The sequence below is a fragment of the Ornithinimicrobium sufpigmenti genome, assembly GCF_004322775.1.
GTDB classification, from domain to species: domain Bacteria; phylum Actinomycetota; class Actinomycetes; order Actinomycetales; family Dermatophilaceae; genus Ornithinicoccus; species Ornithinicoccus sufpigmenti.
This window is the reverse complement of sequence record NZ_CP036403.1, coordinates 3,553,781-3,571,813: the sequence shown is the minus strand read 5'-3', so window position 1 is coordinate 3,571,813 and position 18,033 is coordinate 3,553,781. Positions and strand designations below refer to the sequence as shown.

At 70.5% G+C, this 18,033-nt stretch carries 16 protein-coding genes and 4 tRNA genes; 8 read left to right on the top strand and 12 right to left on the bottom strand.

Annotation, left to right across the window (positions count from 1 at the left end; genetic code table 11):
- Positions 1-92: 92 nt before the first annotated feature.
- The 3 genes from ESZ52_RS16430 to ESZ52_RS16420 all read right to left on the bottom strand — a co-directional run bounded on the left by ESZ52_RS16430 (position 93) and on the right by ESZ52_RS16420 (position 2,918).
- Complete coding sequence (locus tag ESZ52_RS16430) at positions 93-542, bottom strand: mycothiol transferase (protein WP_131105864.1); 450 nt, start codon at positions 540-542, stop codon at positions 93-95.
- Between the two features lie 21 nt (positions 543-563).
- Positions 564-1,157 (bottom strand): GNAT family N-acetyltransferase, encoded by a 594-nt coding sequence (locus tag ESZ52_RS16425; RefSeq protein WP_202865357.1) that lies wholly within the window; start codon positions 1,155-1,157, stop codon positions 564-566.
- A gap of 102 nt (positions 1,158-1,259) precedes the next feature.
- Positions 1,260-2,918, bottom strand: coding sequence for an AMP-binding protein (locus ESZ52_RS16420; RefSeq protein ID WP_131105863.1), 1,659 nt, complete (start codon positions 2,916-2,918; stop codon positions 1,260-1,262).
- A gap of 75 nt (positions 2,919-2,993) precedes the next feature.
- Between ESZ52_RS16420 and cutA the strand changes: the two genes are divergently transcribed.
- Positions 2,994-3,407, top strand: a complete 414-nt coding sequence (cutA, locus tag ESZ52_RS16415) for a divalent-cation tolerance protein CutA (protein WP_131105862.1) — start codon at positions 2,994-2,996, stop codon at positions 3,405-3,407.
- Positions 3,408-3,512: 105 nt separating this feature from the next.
- On the opposite strand, the gene ESZ52_RS16410 is transcribed toward cutA, so the two are convergent.
- Positions 3,513-3,583 (bottom strand) — tRNA-Gly (locus ESZ52_RS16410).
- Between the two features lie 81 nt (positions 3,584-3,664).
- On the opposite strand from ESZ52_RS16410, the gene dcd reads away from it, so the two are divergent.
- Positions 3,665-4,246, top strand: a complete 582-nt coding sequence (dcd, locus tag ESZ52_RS16405; RefSeq protein ID WP_131105861.1) for a dCTP deaminase — start codon at positions 3,665-3,667, stop codon at positions 4,244-4,246.
- 16 nt (positions 4,247-4,262) lie between these two features.
- The gene (locus ESZ52_RS16400; RefSeq protein ID WP_131105860.1) at positions 4,263-5,291 is read left to right on the top strand and encodes a M15 family metallopeptidase; all 1,029 of its coding nucleotides are present in this window, start codon (positions 4,263-4,265) and stop codon (positions 5,289-5,291) included.
- Positions 5,292-5,387: 96 nt separating this feature from the next.
- Here the strand turns inward: ESZ52_RS16400 and ESZ52_RS16395 are convergent, their stop codons facing one another.
- Positions 5,388-8,039 (bottom strand): (Fe-S)-binding protein, encoded by a 2,652-nt coding sequence (locus ESZ52_RS16395; protein ID WP_238154638.1) that lies wholly within the window; start codon positions 8,037-8,039, stop codon positions 5,388-5,390.
- Positions 8,040-8,217: 178 nt separating this feature from the next.
- On the opposite strand from ESZ52_RS16395, the gene cysK reads away from it, so the two are divergent.
- Together cysK and epsC are read left to right on the top strand one after the other, a co-directional pair.
- Entirely contained in the window at positions 8,218-9,153 is a 936-nt protein-coding gene (gene cysK, locus ESZ52_RS16390) for a cysteine synthase A (RefSeq protein ID WP_131105859.1), read from the top strand.
- The gene (gene epsC, locus ESZ52_RS16385; protein WP_131105858.1) at positions 9,153-9,773 is read left to right on the top strand and encodes a serine O-acetyltransferase EpsC; all 621 of its coding nucleotides are present in this window, start codon (positions 9,153-9,155) and stop codon (positions 9,771-9,773) included. Before cysK ends, epsC begins: the two co-directional genes overlap by 1 nt.
- Positions 9,774-9,894: 121 nt before the next feature.
- On the opposite strand, the gene ESZ52_RS19370 is transcribed toward epsC, so the two are convergent.
- Entirely contained in the window at positions 9,895-10,302 is a 408-nt protein-coding gene (locus ESZ52_RS19370) for a YtxH domain-containing protein (RefSeq protein WP_181010043.1), read from the bottom strand.
- Between the two features lie 126 nt (positions 10,303-10,428).
- Positions 10,429-10,511 (bottom strand) — tRNA-Ser (locus ESZ52_RS16375).
- Positions 10,512-10,732: 221 nt separating this feature from the next.
- Here ESZ52_RS16375 and ESZ52_RS16370 point away from each other — a divergent pair.
- Positions 10,733-10,936 (top strand): cold-shock protein, encoded by a 204-nt coding sequence (locus tag ESZ52_RS16370; RefSeq protein WP_131105857.1) that lies wholly within the window; start codon positions 10,733-10,735, stop codon positions 10,934-10,936.
- 90 nt (positions 10,937-11,026) lie between these two features.
- On the opposite strand, the gene ESZ52_RS16365 is transcribed toward ESZ52_RS16370, so the two are convergent.
- Positions 11,027-12,673: an LCP family protein gene (locus ESZ52_RS16365; protein ID WP_131105856.1), complete on the bottom strand. Its 1,647-nt coding sequence runs from the start codon at positions 12,671-12,673 to the stop codon at positions 11,027-11,029.
- A gap of 133 nt (positions 12,674-12,806) precedes the next feature.
- Here ESZ52_RS16365 and ESZ52_RS16360 point away from each other — a divergent pair.
- Positions 12,807-12,898, top strand: a tRNA-Ser gene (locus ESZ52_RS16360).
- A 63-nt stretch (positions 12,899-12,961) separates the two neighbouring features.
- Here the strand turns inward: ESZ52_RS16360 and ESZ52_RS16355 are convergent.
- Positions 12,962-13,261: a hypothetical protein gene (locus ESZ52_RS16355; protein ID WP_131105855.1), complete on the bottom strand. Its 300-nt coding sequence runs from the start codon at positions 13,259-13,261 to the stop codon at positions 12,962-12,964.
- Positions 13,261-15,087: a phosphoenolpyruvate carboxykinase (GTP) gene (locus ESZ52_RS16350; RefSeq protein WP_131105854.1), complete on the bottom strand. Its 1,827-nt coding sequence runs from the start codon at positions 15,085-15,087 to the stop codon at positions 13,261-13,263. The genes ESZ52_RS16355 and ESZ52_RS16350 overlap by 1 nt, the downstream gene beginning before the upstream one ends.
- 203 nt (positions 15,088-15,290) lie before the next feature.
- Between ESZ52_RS16350 and ESZ52_RS16345 the strand changes: the two genes are divergently transcribed.
- Positions 15,291-15,363: transfer RNA gene (locus tag ESZ52_RS16345), tRNA-Arg, on the top strand.
- Between the two features lie 235 nt (positions 15,364-15,598).
- On the opposite strand, the gene ESZ52_RS16340 is transcribed toward ESZ52_RS16345, so the two are convergent.
- Together ESZ52_RS16340 and ESZ52_RS16335 are read right to left on the bottom strand one after the other, a co-directional pair.
- On the bottom strand, positions 15,599-16,561 hold the full coding sequence (locus tag ESZ52_RS16340) for a 2-hydroxyacid dehydrogenase (RefSeq protein WP_131105853.1): 963 nt from the start codon (positions 16,559-16,561) through the stop codon (positions 15,599-15,601).
- A complete protein-coding gene (locus tag ESZ52_RS16335; RefSeq protein WP_131106705.1) occupies positions 16,561-17,757 on the bottom strand; it encodes a pyridoxal phosphate-dependent aminotransferase in 1,197 nt (398 codons plus the stop codon). Before ESZ52_RS16335 ends, ESZ52_RS16340 begins: the two co-directional genes overlap by 1 nt.
- Positions 17,758-18,033: the final 276 nt, after the last annotated feature.

The following is an 18,033-nucleotide window of genomic DNA, read 5'->3' as shown; positions in this document are numbered from 1 at the left end:
TCTGCCCGCGACCGGCGACACGGTCTGCCCGCGACCGGGGACACGGTCTGCCCGCGACCGGGGACACGGTCTGCCCGCCTCGATACCGAGGGTCACGGGCGGTCGCTGACCAGGTCTCTGGTGATCTCCAGATGACCGAGGTGCTGGCACAGCTCCTCCAGCACATGCAGCAGGATGCCCTCCACGTCATGGCTCCAGAAGCTGTCAGCGCCGGGACGGCCGGGCACCTGCATACCCGGCTCCATGCGTGCCAGGTCGCCCGCGATCTGGTCTCTGCTCATTCTCGCCCGCGCGACCAGGTCCGCGACCTCCCCCTGTGCCCGGAACTCGGCAGCTCGGTCCCGGCCCGTCGATTCGTCGAGGACGTGCTCAGCGGTCCACTGCCGCGCCATGCCCAGGCAGTGAGACAGGATCTGGTATGCCGAGTTCGCGTCGGGCAGGTCGGGCACCGTGTTGGCGGTCTCGTCGTCCAGCGCGCTGACGACCTCGATCATCTCGTCCAGCTTGGCGAGGCAGAAGCGGCCGACCATCGAATCCTTCACCCGCCTATCCTCCGCCACGGGTCAACTCGACGGCGCCGTGCCCAGATCGCGCCGCATGACGACCCGCGGCATCCGGCTCGCGACCGCGTCGGTGGTGCCGACCTGGGAGAACCCGGCTCCGCGGAACATGGACACCGTCCCGACGAAGGCCATCGTCGTGTCCATCCGACCCCCCGGGTCCACCGGGTAGGCCTCGACCGCGGGCGCGCCCTGCCTCGCCGCATACTCCACCGCGCCCTCGAGCATATGGCGCACCACTCCCTGGCGACGGTGGCCACCCCGCACGACCAGGCAGATGATGCTCCATACCGGGGTGTCGTCCACCGGCCTGATCAGCCGAGAGGTCTGCAGCCGGGGGATGGCCGACCTGGGGCTGATGCTGCACCAGCCGACGGGAGTGCCGTCGCGGTAGGTCACCACCCCGGGCGGGGGTTCGCGATCGGCCAGGCAGCGCATCGCCTGCTCGCGCGAGCCCTGACCCAGCGCCTCGATCTCCTTCAGCGGCAGCCGGTGCGACAGACACCAGCAGTGGTTCTCGCGCCGTCGGGGGTTCACGACATCGGCGAAGTCCTCGAACGTCGCAGCCGTCAATGGCCGGGTCTCCCAGGTGCTCACCGGACCAGTGCAGCAGGAGAAGCGGACGGATATCGTCCGCGAGCAGGCCGTGTCGCCGGTGGCGAGCAAATTGTGTCGCCGGTGGGAGCGGGTCGGTCAGGCTCAGCCCTGGCCCTGGATCGACTGCTCGCCGGCCTCGCGCAGCTCGACCTTGCGGATCTTGCCGGTGACCGTCATCGGATACTCCTCGATGATGCGGACGTAGCGGGGGATCTTGTAGTGGGCCAGCTTGCCGGTGCAGAACTCCCGCACCGACTCCTCCGTCAGCGGCTCGGCGCCGTCCTTGATCCGCAGCCAGGCCATCAGCTCTTCGCCGTACCGCGGGTCCGCGACCCCCACGACCTGCGCGTCGAGCACGTCGGGGTGGCCCATGAGGAACTCCTCGACCTCGCGGGGATAGATGTTCTCCCCACCGCGGATCACCAGGTCCTTGATCCGGCCGGTGATCTCCACATACCCCTCCTCGTCCATCACGCCGATGTCGCCGGTGGCCATCCACCCGTCCCTGAGCACCTCGGCCGTCTTCTCCGGCTCCTCCCAGTAGCCGAGCATGACCGAGTAGCCCTTCGTGCAGAACTCACCCGGCGTCCCGCGGGGGACGGTCTCGCGCGTCGTCGGGTCGACGATCGCGATCTCCAGGTGCGGCATGACGCGGCCGACGGTGCCGGTCTTCTTCTCGAACGGGTCCGACGGCGAGGTCATCGTCGACACCGGCGAGGTCTCGGTCATGCCGTAGCAGATCGTCAGGTCGGTGATCCCAGCCTCGATCAGCCGGCGCATCACCGACGCCGGGCACAGCGAGCCGGCCATGATCCCGGTCCGCACCGAGGCCAGGTCGTCGATCGAGAAGCCCTCACCCCTGTCGATGAGCGCGAACTCGGCGATGAACATCGTCGGCACCCCGTACAGCGACGTGCACTGCTCCTCCCGCACGGCGCGCAGTGTCCCCGCGGGGTCGAACCCCGGCCCGGGGATCACCATGCAGGCGCCGTGCGTGACGGCCGCCAGGTTGCCCATCACCATCCCGAAGCAGTGGTAGAAGGGCACGGGTATGCAGATCACGTCCCGTTCGGTGTAGCCGCAGCCCTCGCCAACGAAGTAGCCGTTGTTGAGGATGTTGCGGTGGGAGAGGGTCGCGCCCTTGGGGAAGCCGGTGGTGCCGGACGTGTACTGGATGTTGATGGGGTCCCCGGGGTCCAGCTGCGACTGCAGCTCGACCAGCCGGTCCCGCGTCACCTGGTGCGCGCCGTCGAGGAACTCGCGCCAGCCCGTGCTGCCGATGACGAGGACCTGGACCAGATCCGGGCACTCGCTCCGCACCTCCTCCACCATCGCGGGGTAGCTGCTGCCCTTGAACGACTCGGCGACGACGATCGTGGAGACGCCCGACCGGCGCAGCACGTAGGCCAGCTCGTGGGTGCGGTACGCCGGGTTGATGTTGACCAGGATCGCGCCGATCTTGGCGGTGGCGAGCTGCACGATCGTCCACTCGGCGCAGTTCGGTGCCCAGATCCCGACCCGGTCGCCGCGGCGCACGCCGGAGGCGAGGAAGGCCCGGGCGGCGCGGTTGACCTCGGTGAGCAGCTCGGCATACGTCCAGCGGCGGCCGCTCTCCATCTCCACCAGCGCCTCGCGCTCGGCATGGGCGCGGGCGTTCTGGTCCAGGTTGTCCCCGATGGTCTGCTCCAGCAGCGGGACGTCCGTGCTCCCCACCGCGTGGGACGGGGACGGGTCCACCGGAGCGCTCGCTGTGTCCGACATGACACCATCCTGCCTGTCCACAGGCGCGCGTGCCAGCACTCGCCACGGTTCCCGGACCTGCCCTAGTGTGCCGTCATGAAGAACGAGATCGGCCCTGGCGCGGCCGACCAGCCCACCCCGCCGCAGAGCCCGGACAGCCCGGGTCTGCTGGAGGTGCGGGTGGCGGTGCCGGACACCGAGACGGGCCTGGCGCTGGCGCACAGCCTGGTCGCGCGGCAGCTGGCGGCGTGCGTGCAGGTCATCGGCCCGATCACCTCGGTCTACAGCTGGCAGGGGGAGACCCAGCAGGGCGACGAGTGGCTCCTGCTGATGAAGACCACCGAGGACGCCTTCGAGGCCCTGTCCGCGGTGATCGTGGAGGAGCACAGCTATGAGGTTCCGGAGATCCTCGGGGTGCCGGTCACGCACGCGCTGCCGGAGTATGCCGACTGGGTGCGCAAGCGCTCCGACGGGATCTCGGACGCGGAGCTGCTCAACCCGCACGAGTGAGGGGCCCGCCGCCGACGTGCAGCGATGCGCGGAGGCGCTCAGCAGGGGGCGGGCGTACCCGGGCGCAGCGGCCGCCGAGAGGTAGGCAGGTGTGGCCGGAGGGAGAGCGGGCGACGAGAATCGAACTCGCGTATTCAGCTTGGGAAGCTGATGTTCTACCATTGAACTACGCCCGCACGACCCTGTTGAGGGGTCGAAGCGACATACTAACCGGCCTCCTCCCAGGGTCAAAGCGCCACCCCGGATAGGCTGCCAACGTGCTGCTCTCCGACCGCGACATCCGTGCCCAGCTCGACTCCGGTCGGGTCGTCCTGGACCCGTTCGAGCCGGGGATGATCCAGCCCTCGAGCATCGACGTCCGGCTGGACCGCTACTTCCGGCTGTTCGACAACCACAAGTACCCGATGATCGACCCGTCCCAGGAGCAGCCCGAGCTGACCCGGCTCATCGAGACCGGGCCGGAGGAGACCTTCGTGCTGCACCCGGGGGAGTTCGTGCTGGCCTCCACGTTCGAGCAGGTGACCCTCCCGGACGACATCGCCGCGCGGGTCGAGGGCAAGAGCTCCCTGGGTCGCCTGGGACTGCTCACCCACGCGACGGCCGGCTTCGTCGACCCCGGCTTCACCGGTCACGTCACCCTCGAGCTGTCCAACGTGGCGACGCTGCCGATCCTGCTCCACCCGGGGATGAAGATCGGCCAGCTGTGCTTCTTCCAGCTCAGCTCGCCGGCCGAGCACCCCTATGGCTCGGCCCCTCGCGGAAGCCACTACCAGGGCCAGCGCGGGCCGACCGCCAGCCGTTCCTTCCAGTCCTTCCACCGCACCCGGATAGCTGACTGAGGAGGCGGCACCCGCGATGAGCGCACCGGCACCCGCGCCGCACGCCGAGGACGTGCAGCCGGGTCGCCGCGCGCACGGGTCGCTCCCCGCGCTGCTCCGTCGCCGTCAGCAGGTGGTGCTGCGGCGACGACGCGCGGCGGCGCTCGGGCTGGTCGCGGTGGTGGCCGTCTCCGGTTTCGCCGTCACGCGAGGGGGTATGCCGTTCAGCGGCGCAGACCCCTCCGGTGGCCAGGTCGAGGCGCAGGCCGCGGCGGTCGCCGTCCCGCCTCCGCCGCCGGCCGATCGGCAGGGCGCCACCGTGGCTGCGGGCCAGGACCCGGACGCACTGACCCCCACCGGACCGGGGGAGCCGTGCCGGGCCGAGCCCGGTGGTGCGGAGATCGCGTCCGGGCCGGTCGGCGGGGCGGCGTTCGGCGCGAGCGCCCTGGGCTGCACGATCCCCGCCTGGCAGGCGCTGCCGCCGACCCCGCTCGAGGCGACCGACGCCAGGATGCTGCTGGCGCAGGTCACCCGTGAGCAGGCGGTCGACCCGGTCGACTACGTGCCGGAGGACCTCGTCCCGCTGCGCGGTGGGGTCTACCAGGCGCGGGCCGAGGTGGGCGAGCAGCTGGACGCCCTGTTCGCGGCCGCCGCGGAAGCCGGGCACCCGTCGCTGACCGTCACCTCGGGGTTCCGCTCCCACGAGACGCAGGCGGGCACCTTCGCCGACTGGGCGGGTCGCCTGGGGGAGGAGCGAGCCGACCTGCTCTCGGCCCGACCCGGCCACAGCGAGCACCAGCTCGGCCTGGCGGTCGACCTCGGGGGGACCTGCAACTACCAGTGCTTCGGCGCTTCCCCGGAAGGCCAGTGGGTGGCCGCGAACGCCCACCGCTGGGGCTTCATCGTCCGCTACCCGCAGGACGGTCAGGCCGTCACCGGCTACGCCTGGGAGCCCTGGCACCTGCGCTACGTCGGGCCTCGCGCGGCGTGGGGCATGCACCTGGCCGGCGAGGCCTACTGGGAGCACTTCCAACCGGTCGCGGCCCGCGCCGCCGGCGTGCACTGACCAGCGCCCGCGCGACCGGACCACGTCCCGTACGGCCACGGGCAACAGGAGACCCCCACGGGCGACGTGCGTCCGTGGGGGCCTCGCGATCTGGTGTCAGCCCTTCGCGGGGCCAGCCCCCGGCTCGGGGTCCACGTCCGGCTGGGGGTTGCCGTCGGCGTCCGCGGTGGGCTCCGCGTCGGCGGGCTGGTCCAGCTGCTGCTCGGGGCCGAGCGTGGTCTCCACGGCCTCGGTGCTCGTCGGCGCCACGCCCTCCTCGACCAGGTCACCCTCGATCTGCTCGACCTGGGCCTGGTCGGCGACCTCCCCGGAGGCTGCTGCCGACGTGGTCGGTGCGCCAGCCTCCGCGGATCCCTCAGCCGGGACCTTCGCCCCGGAGCCGTCCACCGCGCTGTCAGCGTCGGCCGCAGCCATGCCGTCCACAGCCGCGACCGCAGCCTCCTCCAGCTCGACCTCCGCCTCGACCTCCTGGCCGCGCCGCACCGCCGCGAGCAGCATCTGGGCGACGTCGACGACCTCGACCTCCTCGCGGGCGCCCTCGGACTGCTTCTGGGTCAGACCGTCGGAGAGCATGACCCGGCAGAACGGGCAGCCGATCGCGATCCGGTCCGCGCCGGTGGCCAGGGCCTCCTCGGTGCGGTTGAGGTTGATCCGGGTGCCGATCTTCTCCTCCATCCACATGCGGGCACCGCCGGCGCCGCAGCAGAAGGACTTCTCGCCGTGCCGGGGCATCTCGCGCATCTCCACGCCGGGCAGCGCGCCGAGCAGCTCGCGCGGCGGGGCGTAGACCTGGTTGTGGCGGCCCAGGTAGCAGGGGTCGTGGTAGGTCACGGTGGAGGCGGTCGAGGCGGCGCCCTGGGTGTCGGCCTGGTCGGGGCGGGCGACCGGGACGAGCCGCTTCTCGCGCACCAGCTTGTTCAGCAGCTGGGTGTGGTGGACGACCTCGAAGGTGCCGCCCACCTGGGGGTACTCGTTCTTGATGGTGTTGAAGCAGTGCGCGCAGGTCACGACGATCTTGGTCGCGCCGACCTCGTTGAGCACCTCGACGTTCTGCATCGCCAGCATCTGGAAGAGGAACTCGTTGCCCGCGCGCCGCGCCGGGTCGCCGCTGCAGGTCTCACCGTCGCCGAGCACCGCGAACGAGACGCCCGCGGTGTGCAGCAGCTCGGCCACCGCCCGCGTCGTCTTCTTCGCCCGGTCCTCGAAGGCGCCCGCGCAGCCGACCCAGAAGAGATAGTCGACCTCGCTCAGGTCTTCAATGTCAGCGCCGGCCATCGGGATCTCGAAGTCGAGGTCCTTGGCCCAGTCCATCCGCAGCCGGGCGTTCATCCCCCACGGGTTGCCCTTGTTCTCCAGGTTCTTGAACAGGCCGCCCAGCTCGGTCGGGAAGGCCGACTCGATCAGCGACTGGTAGCGGCGCATGTCCACGATCGCGTCCACGTGCTCGATGTCCACGGGGCACTGCTCGACGCAGGCGCCGCAGGTCGTGCAGGACCACAGCACCTCGGGGTCGATGACGCCCCCACCGCTGGGGATGGTCGGGTCGCCCTCGGTCTCGCCGACGAGCGGCCGCTGAGCCTCCAGCACCGCCGTGGTGGGTATGCCGTGCAGCTGGTCGGGCAGGCCCGCGGCACCGGCCCCGCCGGCCGCCTCGAGGGCGGATGCGGCGCCGGCCCGTGCCTCCGGGGTGGCCAGCAGCCAGGGGGCCGCGGCGTGGTGGTGGTTGCGCAGCTGGGTCACCAGCATCTTGGGCGACAGCGGCTTGTCGGTGTGCCAGGCGGGGCACTGCTCCTGGCAGCGGCCGCACTCGGTGCAGGTGGAGAAGTCCAGCAGGCCCTTCCAGGTGAAGTCGTCCACCTTGCCCACGCCCAGGGCGGCGTCCTCGTCGAGCTCCTCGATGTTCTCGAAGTCGACGGGCTCGCCGGCGATCTGGATCGGCTGCAGCTCACCGAGGGAGGTGCGGCCGTCGGCGTGCCGCTTGAACCAGATGTTGGGGAAGGCGAGGAACCGGTGCCAGGCCACACCCATCGTCGGGGTGAGCGCCACCGTGATCATCCAGCCCATCGAGATGAGGATCTTGACCAGGGCCACCACGACGATGGTGTTCTCGATCGCGCCGACCGACATGCCCTCGAAGACGCTGCCGATCCAACCGGTCGTCGGGAAGTGCGCGACGTCCGCCCAGTCCGCGCCGGTGGCCCGACCCAGCGCATACTCCAGGGCCCGCAGCGCCACGATGCACAGGCCGACGCCGAGGATCACGAACTCCACGACATACGCCTGCCAGAAGCTGGATCCCCAGAACCGGCTCCGCCGGTCCAGCGAGCGGGGGTGCATGCGCTGGCGGACCACGATCAGCGCGATGATGCCGAAGATCGTGAACCAGCCGAAGAGCTCCGCGAGCCAGATGTAGGGCGGGAAGTGCCCGATGAGCGGCAGGGCGAAGGAGGGGTCGACGAGCTGGCCGTAGGCGGTGGCCAGGGTCGTGGTCAGCAGGATGAAGCCGAGCATCACGCCCCAGTGCGCGATCGCGACCACCGGCTTGCGGGCCATCCGGGTGTGCCCGAGAAACTCCCGGATCAGCGTGATCGTGCGGGTCCCCGGCTCGTCCGCCCGCGCGGCGGCCGGCTGGCCGAGGCGGAACTTGGCCACGAAGCCGACGATCGTGCGCACGAAGAGCGCGACCGCAGTCAGGGTGACCAGGGCCGCGACGACGATGGCGAGGACCTGCAGGACCGTGAGTGACATAAGCGCAGGGTAGTCGCCCCGCCCGACAGGGGTGCCGGGGACCTGCCGCGGGCGGCCTGGTAGCCGCGCGGGGGAGCGCGGGGGCGGGGGCGGGGGCCCGTGGAATAACGCGGTGTTCAGCGTTGTATAACGGACGCGAGAGCTCAAGCCCATCATCCCCTGATGAAAGGTCCTTCACGTGGCCGTCTACGACGACATCACCCAGACCATCGGCCGCACCCCGCTGGTGCGCCTCAACCGCCTCACCGAGGGCATCGCCGAAGGTGCCCAGGTGCTGGTCAAGCTGGAGTCCGCCAACCCCGCCAACTCGGTCAAGGACCGCATCGGCGCGGCCATCATCGACGCCGCCGTCGAGAGCGGCGAGCTGAAGCCTGGCGGCACCATCGTCGAGGGCACCTCGGGCAACACCGGCATCGCGCTGGCCATGGTGGGCGCGGCCCGCGGCTACCGGGTCGTGCTGGCCATGCCGGAGACCATGAGCCTGGAGCGCCGGGCCCTGCTGCGTGCCTACGGCGCCGAGCTGATCCTCACCCCGGGCGCGGAGGGGATGAAGGGCGCGGTCGCCAAGGCCGACGAGATCGCCGAGAAGGAGGGCGCGGTGCGCGCCCGCCAGTTCGCCAACCCCGCCAACGTCGCCGTGCACCGGGCCACCACCGGCCCGGAGATCTGGGCCGACACCGACGGCCAGGTCGACATCTTCGTCTCCGGCGTCGGCACTGGCGGCACCATCACCGGGGCCGGTGGTTACCTCAAGGAGCAGAAGCCCGATCTGCGCCTCGTCGTGGTCGAGCCGGCCGACTCCCCGATCCTGTCCGGGGGCCAGGCCGGACCCCACAAGATCCAGGGTCTGGGCGCCAACTTCGTGCCGGAGATCCTCGACACCGAGATCTACGACGAGGTCGCCGACGTCACCCTCGACGACTCGGTGCGGGTGGCCCGTGACCTTGCCACCAAGGAGGGCATCCTCGCCGGCATCTCCAGCGGTGCCATCGTGCACGCCGCCCTGGAGGTCGCCCGTCGTCCCGAGAGCGCCGGCAAGACCATCGTCGCCGTCGTCTGCGACTTCGGTGAGCGCTATCTGTCGACCGTCCTCTTCGAGGGGCTGACTGACTGATGCTCGCGGCCCTCGTCAGGACGCCCGGCCGTGCCGCCGGGATGCTGAGGCGCGCCGTGGCCGGCGTCCGCGAGGACCTCGACGCGGCCATCGCGCGTGACCCGGCCACGGACAGCCGGCTGGAGATGGCGCTGGCCTCACCCGGCCTGCACGCCATCTGGACCCACCGCGTCAGCCACGAGCTGTGGAACCGCGGCGTCACGCTGCCGGCCCGCGTGATCTCGCACGTGGCGCGGGCGGCCACCGGGGTGGAGATCCACCCCGGGGCCACCATCGGCCGGCGGTTCTTCATCGACCACGGCATGGGCGTGGTGATAGGTGAGACGGCCGAGGTCGGCGACGACGTCATGCTCTACCACGGGGTCACCCTGGGCGGGCGGTCGCTGGACCCGGTCAAGCGCCACCCCACGCTCGGCGACGGTGTCACCATCGGCGCCGGGGCCAAGGTCCTGGGCAACATCACCCTCGGCCACGGTGCCCAGGTCGGCGCCAACGCCGTAGTGACCAAGGACGTCCCGTCCATGTGCGTGGCCACCGGTATCCCGGCCAAGGTCCGGTCCTCCGAGCCCGGCGCGGACCCGCAGGCCATCCTCTACGACGAGCCGGCGCTCTGGATCTGAGCCGAAGCGCTGGATCTGCGCGCGCCCGGCACGCACGAAGCGGCCCCTCTCCCGCGGGAGAGGGGCCGCTTCACGTCATACCCTCGAGGCGGCGTGCGCAGGGAGGGCGAAGCAGATCAGCTCAGGGGAGCTTGTCGCCACCCGGGCCGAAGCCGGAGTCGTCGACCTTGATCTCGCCGTCCCCGGTGACCTCACCGGTGGCGTTCTCGTAGCCGCCGCTGGAGCCGGCGCCTGAGCCGCTGTCGCTGCCGGAGCTGCCGCCCATGTCACCCATGGCGCCACCCATCTCGGACCCCTTGTCGGAAGCCTTGGACTTGAGGTCACCGGCCTTGCTCTTGGCCTGGTCGCCCACCATCTGGGCCACCTCGGGAGCCTTGGCCTTGACCTCCTCGACCTTCTCCTGCACGCGGGGGTCCGTCCACAGCTTGTTGGCCCGGTCGGCGATCTCGTCGTAACGCTCGCGGCCCGCGCGGGCACCCAGGACGTATCCGGCGCCGCCGGCGATCAGCAGCATCAGCTTGTTCTTCATGATGACTCCTCCTTGTTGGGGTCATGTACCGGTCTTGACCCTACAACCCGCGCCGTGCAGGGGCATGTCGAAGAGCGTGGGCCGGTCACTCGGCCCAGCGTGGATGCCTGCGCGGCATCCCGACGGCGGAGGGTGTGGGATTCGAACCCACGGAGGTCTCCCTCGGGCGCTTTCAAGGCGCCTGCACTCGGCCACTATGCGAACCCTCCAAGGCCCTCATCATCGCATGTCGCGAGGGTCGCCCCAGGGGCCCGGTCCTGCTACCGTTGGCGGCGGTTGACGTTGCATTTCCCTTGCGAGAGACAGCCCGGACCACGCGTCCTCGCCCGAGGGTGTGCGACGGGGTGAGCCGGGGGAGTGCTGCCAAGACCGGCTCCACGCAGGTGCGTGGGGTCGCACTTGCACCAGCACAGCAGAAAGAAGATCGCCCATGGCACAGGGAACCGTGAAGTGGTTCAACTCGGAGAAGGGCTTCGGCTTCATCGCTCAGGATGGCGGTGGCCCCGACGTGTTCGTCCACTACTCGGCCGTCCAGACCAACGGCTACAAGTCCCTCGACGAGGCCCAGCGGGTCGAGTTCGAGGTCACGCAGGGCCCCAAGGGCCCTCAGGCCGACGCCGTCCGTCCGCTCTGAGGTCACCCTCCCCGAGCACCGCGAAGGCCCCCGTCACCACCTGGTGGCGGGGGCCTTCCGCATGCTGCTTCCGGTATGCGGCCGTGACGGTCAGCTGCAGACGGCGCCGATGTCGCTGAGCTGGTCGGCGGGCGTGGTGGTCATCTCTGCCTCGTCGGTGTCCGGGGTGTCCTCCGGGGTGGGGGCGGCGCTGACGGCGTCGTCGGCGGTGCCGGTCTCTTCCCCGGCGTCGTCGGCGTCCGCGGCGGGCTCCGGCGGGTCCACGGCATACAGCGCGTCCCACACCCACATGCGGATCTGGGAGTAGTTGGGGGCGGCCGTGTCGATGTTGGAGGAGGTCAGCGGCAGGCTCTGCATCTGCGCACCCTGGACCTTGAGCATCAGCTCGGCCCACTCGTCGAGGTCGGAGACCGGGATGTCGGTGACCATGTTGTCGCCGACGGCGCCGATGATCTGCGGGTAGCGCTGCAGCATCGTCATCGGGTTGGCCTGGTCGACCACGGCGGCCACCATGCAGCGCTGCCGGCGCATCCGGCTGAAGTCGTCGGAGGTGACCCGGGAGCGGGAGTAGCCCAGCGCCTGGTCGCCGTCGAGGCGTTGGGGGCCGGGCTCGAGCCACTCCAGGCGGGGGGAGTTGGGGTCCAGCTGCAGCCGGCCCTGGGCGTCGGTGTAGGTGCGCCCGTTGATCGGGATCCGCTCCTGCACGTTGACGACCACGCCGCCCATGGCGTCGATGAGGTCCTCGAAGCCCTGGAGGTTGACGATCACCGTCTGGTGGATCGGCAGGCCCAGCACCTGCGCGAGCACCCGCTGGGTCGCGGTGAGCCCTGGGTGGGGATCCCCGACGTAGAGGTCGGGCTGCTCCTCGGCGTGCGCCTCGGCCGCGGTCCAGATGCCGTTCATCAGGCACTCGGGCCCGCAGTTGTAGCCGTCGGGGTAGAGCTCGTGCAGCGGCAGGTCGCGGGGGATCGGCACGTTCTGCAGGTTGCGCGGGATGGAGAACAGGACGCTGTCGCCGGTCGTGGTGTCGATGCTGGCGACCATCATCGTGTCGGTCCGGGTGCCCTCGCGGGCCTCCGTGGCGTCGGAGCCGAGGAGCAGCACGTTCACCCGGGGCAGGTCCGCCCAGGGGTTCTCCGGGTCGTTGCCGACCAGCGACGTCGGCTGCGGTGCGTCCGGCCCGCCGCCACCCATCGAGCCGGAGTTGAAGACCCGGTCCACCGCGTCGACGTGGGCGCTGATGTAGCGCACCCCGATCGCGGCGGGCGCGGAGACGGCCACGCACAGCAGGGCCGTGAACGCGGCCAGCGACACCTTCTGCCCCGTGCTGGGCCGTCGCGGACGGGTCAGCACCGCGGTCAGCGCGATCACTCCGATCCACAGCACGGTCCCCGCGACGGCCACGCCGAGGATCAGCCGCAGCCGGCCGGTGTCGGCGGCCGTCTGGAAGGCGGTCGTCGTCAGCCCGTTGACGCCGGCGTAGACGCCGATGCCGGCCAGCAGCCCGACGGCCGCCGCCACGATCCCCAGCCCCAGCTTCCACCTGCGCGTGCGCAGCAGCCCCGCCCCCGGCAGGATCGCGCTCAGCGTGGTCAGCCCCAGCGCGCGGCCCATCCCGTCACGGTCCCGGTGCTGCCCCGTCCGCGCGGGCTGGCCGTCACCAGGCCCACCGTCACCAGGCCCACCGTCGCCGTGCCGACCGTCGTCAGCCTCGGCGCGGTCGTCGTCGGCGCTCATGGACGTGCTGGTCCCTCTCGCATCGGTCGCGTAGTTCGGCTGGCAGCCCGATGTCTACCAAGGGTGGCTGGTCACGGACTGGGAGCCGGTTTTGGCCTCGGTGCCGATAGGAGGTTACCCTGAACCTCGATCTGGAGGCGTCGCCTAGTCTGGTCTATGGCGCCCGCCTGCTAAGCGGGTTTGGGGTTTATAGCCCCATCGAGGGTTCAAATCCCTCCGCCTCCGCCGATCAACACACGAACCCCCGGCCCTCGCGGGCCGGGGGTTCGTGCGTTCTCGTCGACAGGCTCAGCCGTGCTGGGCCTCAGGGTCCTCGGGGTCTGCGCCCTCGTCGGAGGTGGGGTCCGCGTCGGAGTCCGCGTCGGACCCCGCGTCAGCGTCGCGGGTCCGCGTGTCGTCGTCGGCGTCGCCCTCGACGGCGTCCGCCTCCTCATCGGCCTCCCGGACCTCTTCCGGACCGGCCTGGCGAATCCGCTCGTCGAGCTCCTCCACCTTCTCGGCCAGCTCGGAACCGGGGGGCAGCGGCTCCTCGGCCAGCAGGGGCTGCTCCTCGACCGGGCCCGGCTCCTCGCCTGGGGTGATGCCCATCAGACCTGCACCTCCTCCGACAGGCGCTGCTCCAGAGCAGCCAGCTCGTCCTCCAGGGCGCCCGGCAGGTCGTCGCCGAACTTGTCGAACCACTCGCGGATGAGCGGCAGTTCCGCCTTCCACTCCTCGGGGTTGAAGGCCAGGGCCTTGGCGACGTCCTCGGTGGAGGTGTCCAGGCCCTCGGTGTCGATGTCCTCCGGCATCGGCAGCAGGCCGATGGGGCTCTCCTGAGCGTCCACGCGGCCCTCGATGCGGTCGATCATCCACTTCAGCACCCGGGAGTTCTCCCCGAAGCCGGGCCACAGGAAGCCGCCGTCCTCGTCGCGACGGAACCAGTTGACCAGGAAGACCTTGGGCAGCTTGGAGGCGTCCGCCTGCTTGCCGATGTTCAGCCAGTGGGCGAAGTAGTCGCTGGCGTTGTAGCCCATGAAGGGCAGCATCGCCATCGGGTCGCGCCGGACGACGCCGACCGCACCGGTGGCCGCCGCGGTGGTCTCGGAGGAGAGCGTGGAGGCGATGAAGGTGCCGTGCTGCCAGTCCCGGGACTCGCTCACCAGCGGCACGGTCGTCTTGCGGCGGCCGCCGAACATGATCGCCGAGATCGGCACACCCCGCGGGTCCTCATACTCCGGCGCGATGTTCGGCACCTGGTTGATCGGGGTGCAGAACCGGCTGTTGGGGTGCGAGGAGAGGCGGTCGGAGTCGGGGGTCCAGCTCTCCCCGTGCCAGTCGATGAGCTCGGCCGGCTTCTCCTTGGTCATCCCCTCCCACCAGACGTCGCCGTCGGGGGTGCGGGCGACGTTGGTGAAGATCGAGTTGCCCTTGTCGATGGTCTCGATGGCCACCGGGTTGGTGTCGCGCCCGGTGCCCGGCGCGACGCCGAACAGGCCGAACTCGGGGTTCACCGCATACAGGCGCCCGTCCTCACCGAAGCGCATCCAGGAGATGTCGTCACCGACCAGCTCGGCCTTCCAGCCCGGGATGGTGGGCTCGATCATCGCCAGGTTGGTCTTGCCGCAGGCCGAGGGGAAGGCGCCGGCGACGTAGTGGACCTCGCCCTCGGGGCTGGTCAGCTTGAGGATGAGCATGTGCTCGGCCATCCAGCCCTCGTCGCGGGCCATCACCGAGGCGATGCGCAGCGAGTAGCACTTCTTGCCGAGCAGCGCGTTGCCGCCGTAGCCGGAGCCGTAGGACCAGATCGCCAGCTCCTCGGGGAAGTGGACGATGTACTTGGTCTCGCTGCACGGCCACGGCACGTCGTCCTGGCCCGGCTCGAGCGGGGCGCCGACGGAGTGCAGACCCTTGACGTAGACGGCGTCCGTCTCCTCCATCTTGGTCAGGATCTTGGCGCCGATGCGGGCCATGATCCGCATCGAGGCGACGACGTAGGCCGAGTCGGTGATCTCGACACCGAACTTCGGGTCGTCGGCCTCCAGGTGGCCCATGACGAAGGGGATGACGTACATCGTCCGGCCCTGCATGGAGCCCTCGAACAGCGGCCAGAGCTTGGCCTTCATCTGCTCGGGGTCCATCCAGTTGTTGGTCGGGCCGGCGTCCTTCTCCTCCTGGGAGCAGATGTAGGTCCGGTCCTCGACCCGCGCGACGTCCTGCGGGTCGGAGAGCGCGTGATAGCTGTTGGGCTTCTTGTCCTCGGCCAGCTTGGTGAAGGTGCCGGCTTCCACGAGCAGGTTGTTGATGCGTTCGATCTCTTCATCGGATCCATCGATCCAGACGACCTCGTCAGGCCTGACGTGGGCAGCCACCTCCTTCACCCAGGCGTCGAGCTCCTTGTGGGTGGTTCCACCCGTGGTCTTGATCTCCTGCATCAGAGCGTCCCTTCCCGGCGGCGCCGGCGTCGTGGGCAGGCGGTCAGGCTGCGCTGCCTCTATCCCGCAACGTTAGCGTCAGGGGTTGCGCCGTCCCACTCGGGGTGGCAGGGGTGCGGAGCCCCGACCAGGGGGTCGAAGGTGGCCAGTCAGGTCGCCGATTTAGCCGTCCCGGCCTCGGCGGTGTAAGGTTGACCCTCGTTGCGCCCGTAGCTCAACGGATAGAGCATCTGACTACGGATCAGAAGGTTAGGGGTTCGAATCCCTTCGGGCGCGCTCTGTGTTGAGACAGATGGACTGGCCCCCACCGCACGCGGTGGGGGCCTTCGCCATGGGTGGGTGCGTGCGCCCCTTCTGGCCTGCGCGATGGCCTGCGCGAGGGCGCGGGCGACGACCCTGCCGGTATGACGTATCTCACCCGGTCGATTCGGCGTCCCTTCAGCCGATCGGGGCTGGCAGCCCCGCCCCGGGTGTGAGCGCCGCCTACCGGACCGGCCGGTCCAGGGGCGGGTCAGCCGATGGGCGTGGGCGGGTTCTCCCCGGCCAGGACCGCGGCGACGTTGTCGGCCGCCAGCGTGGCCATGGCGGTGCGGGTCTCGATGGTCGCCGACCCCAGGTGCGGCAGGAGCACGGCGTTCTCGCAGTCCAGCAGACCCGGGTGCACCTGCGGCTCGTCCTCGAAGACGTCCAGCCCGGCCCCGGCGATCTGCCCGCCCTTGAGCGCCTCGACCAGCGCCGCCTCGTCGACGACCGGCCCTCGGGCGGTGTTGATGAGGTAGGCGCTCGACTTCATCGCAGCCAGCTGCTCGGCGGAGATGAGGTGGTGGGTGGCCGGGGAGTAGGGACAGTGCAGGGAGAGCACGTCGCTCTCGGCGAGCAGGGTGTCCATGTCGACGCGGTGTGCCCCGAGCTCCGCCTCGACCTCCCGTGGGGCCGCGGACCGGGACGAGTAGATGACGTTCATCCCGAACGCCCTGGCCCGCCGGGCGGTCGCGGCGCCGATCGCGCCCAGCCCCACGACACCCAGCGTCTTGCGCTGCAGCCCGGAGCCGAGCAGGTAGAACATGCCCCACTGCCACGGGGTCTGCGACCGGATCACCCGTTCGCCCTCACCGAGACGGCGCGTGGCCATCAGGATGAGCGCCATCGCCAGGTCCGCGGTGGCGTCGGTGAGCACGCCGGGGGTGTTGGTCGCCACGACGCCACGCTCGCGGCACGCCTCGACGTCGATGTTGTTGTAGCCGACGGCGACGTTCGCGACGACCTTGAGCTGCTCGCCCGCGGCGTCGAGCAGCTCCCCGTCCACCTGCTCGGTGAGCAGCGTGACCAGGGCGTCGGCACCGCATACCTGCTCGAGGAGCTGGTCCCGGGACTGCTGCTCCTCGCTCTCCCACGCGACCACCTCGTGACCCGCGCGCCGCAGGATGTCCAGCGCCGGCTTGGGGATCCTGCCGGTGATGACCACGCGCCCCATCAGAACGAGCCCACCCAGTCGCGGAGCCTGGTGAGCCCCTCGCGGATGCGGTGCTCGGGCAGGCCGGAGTAGGCGAACCGGATGTAGCGGCGGTCCTCGCCGGGCTGCGGGCGGCCGAAGTGGTTGCGGGTGCAGAAGCTCACGCCGGTGTGGTGCAGCGCCTGCTCGGCGAAGTCGGCCAGCCCTTCTGCCTGGACGATCTGGATCGCCTCGGTGACGTCGGGGAAGAGGTAGAAGGTCGAGCGCGGGGTCTCCACGGACATGCCCGGAGTGTCGTTGACGAGCTCGACGGCGGCGTCGCGGCGGCCCCGCAGCGTGCGCAGGATCTCCTGCGCGGGCTCCTGCGGCCCACGCAGCGCCGCGATGCCGGCCCACTGGACGTAGTGGGTGGTGCAGGACTCGTCGTTGGTGTTCATCGTGCCGAAGACCTGGCTGAGCTCCTTCGGTGCGACGGCGCAGCCCAGCCGGGAGCCGGTCATCGCGAACTTCTTGGAGAAGGTGTAGAGGATCACCGTGCGCTCGCGCATGCCCGGCAGCGAGGCGATCGAGCGGGACTCGCCCTCGTAGCGCATCTCGAAGTAGGCCTCGTCGGAGAGGACCCACAGGTCGTGCTCCTGCGCCAGCTGCGCGATCGCCTCCCGCTCCTGGTCGCTGGACTCGGCGGAGATCGGGTTCTGCAGGTCGTTGTAGATGATCGCCACCGTCCTGTCGGTGATCAGCTCGCGCACCTGGTCCAGGTCGATGCGGAAGCCGTCGTCGGTCGGCAGGTAGCGGTAGGGCCGGGCGACGCCGCCGTGGTACTCGATCTGGCTCTCGTAGATCGGGAAGCCCGGGTTGGGGTAGAGCACCTCGTCGCCGGGGTTCATCACGGCCTGCACGAACTTGGTGATCACCGGCTTGCCCCCGGTCATCACGGTGATCTCGGCCGGGTCGAGCTGAAGGCCGCGGCGGCCGCCGATGTCGTCGGCCAGGGCCTCGCGCAGCTCGGGGATCCCCGGGCCGGGGCAGTAGCCGGTCCTGCCGTCGGCGATGGCCCTGTTCATCGCCTCGACGATGTGCTCGGCGAGCGGGAAGTCCAGGTCGCCGAGGTGGAAGGGGTAGACCTCGTTGCCGCGCGCCTTCCAGTCGGCGGCCGCCGCCGCCACGGCGAACGCCGTCTCCGTGCCCAGGTCGTCCAGTCTGCTCGCGAGCCGCACGCTCACCACTCCTTCGTGCTGTCCGGGGTATGCCGTGCGCCCTCCGTCGGCCGCGACGACGATCGCCCTCAGGGTAGTGGCCGGGCGCGGTCCGCGCCGGTTCGATCCGCGCGACTAGGACCCTTGTTGCGGCCGGCGTGGCCGGTGTCGCGCCCCGGCGCTCTTGCGGCTCGCTCCTACGCACCGGACTTCGCCCAGTGCTGCGGCTGTGCACGTGAATCTGCACGATAGCGTGCACAGGCGCAGCATTCGGTGACCTGCTCCATCGGCACGCAG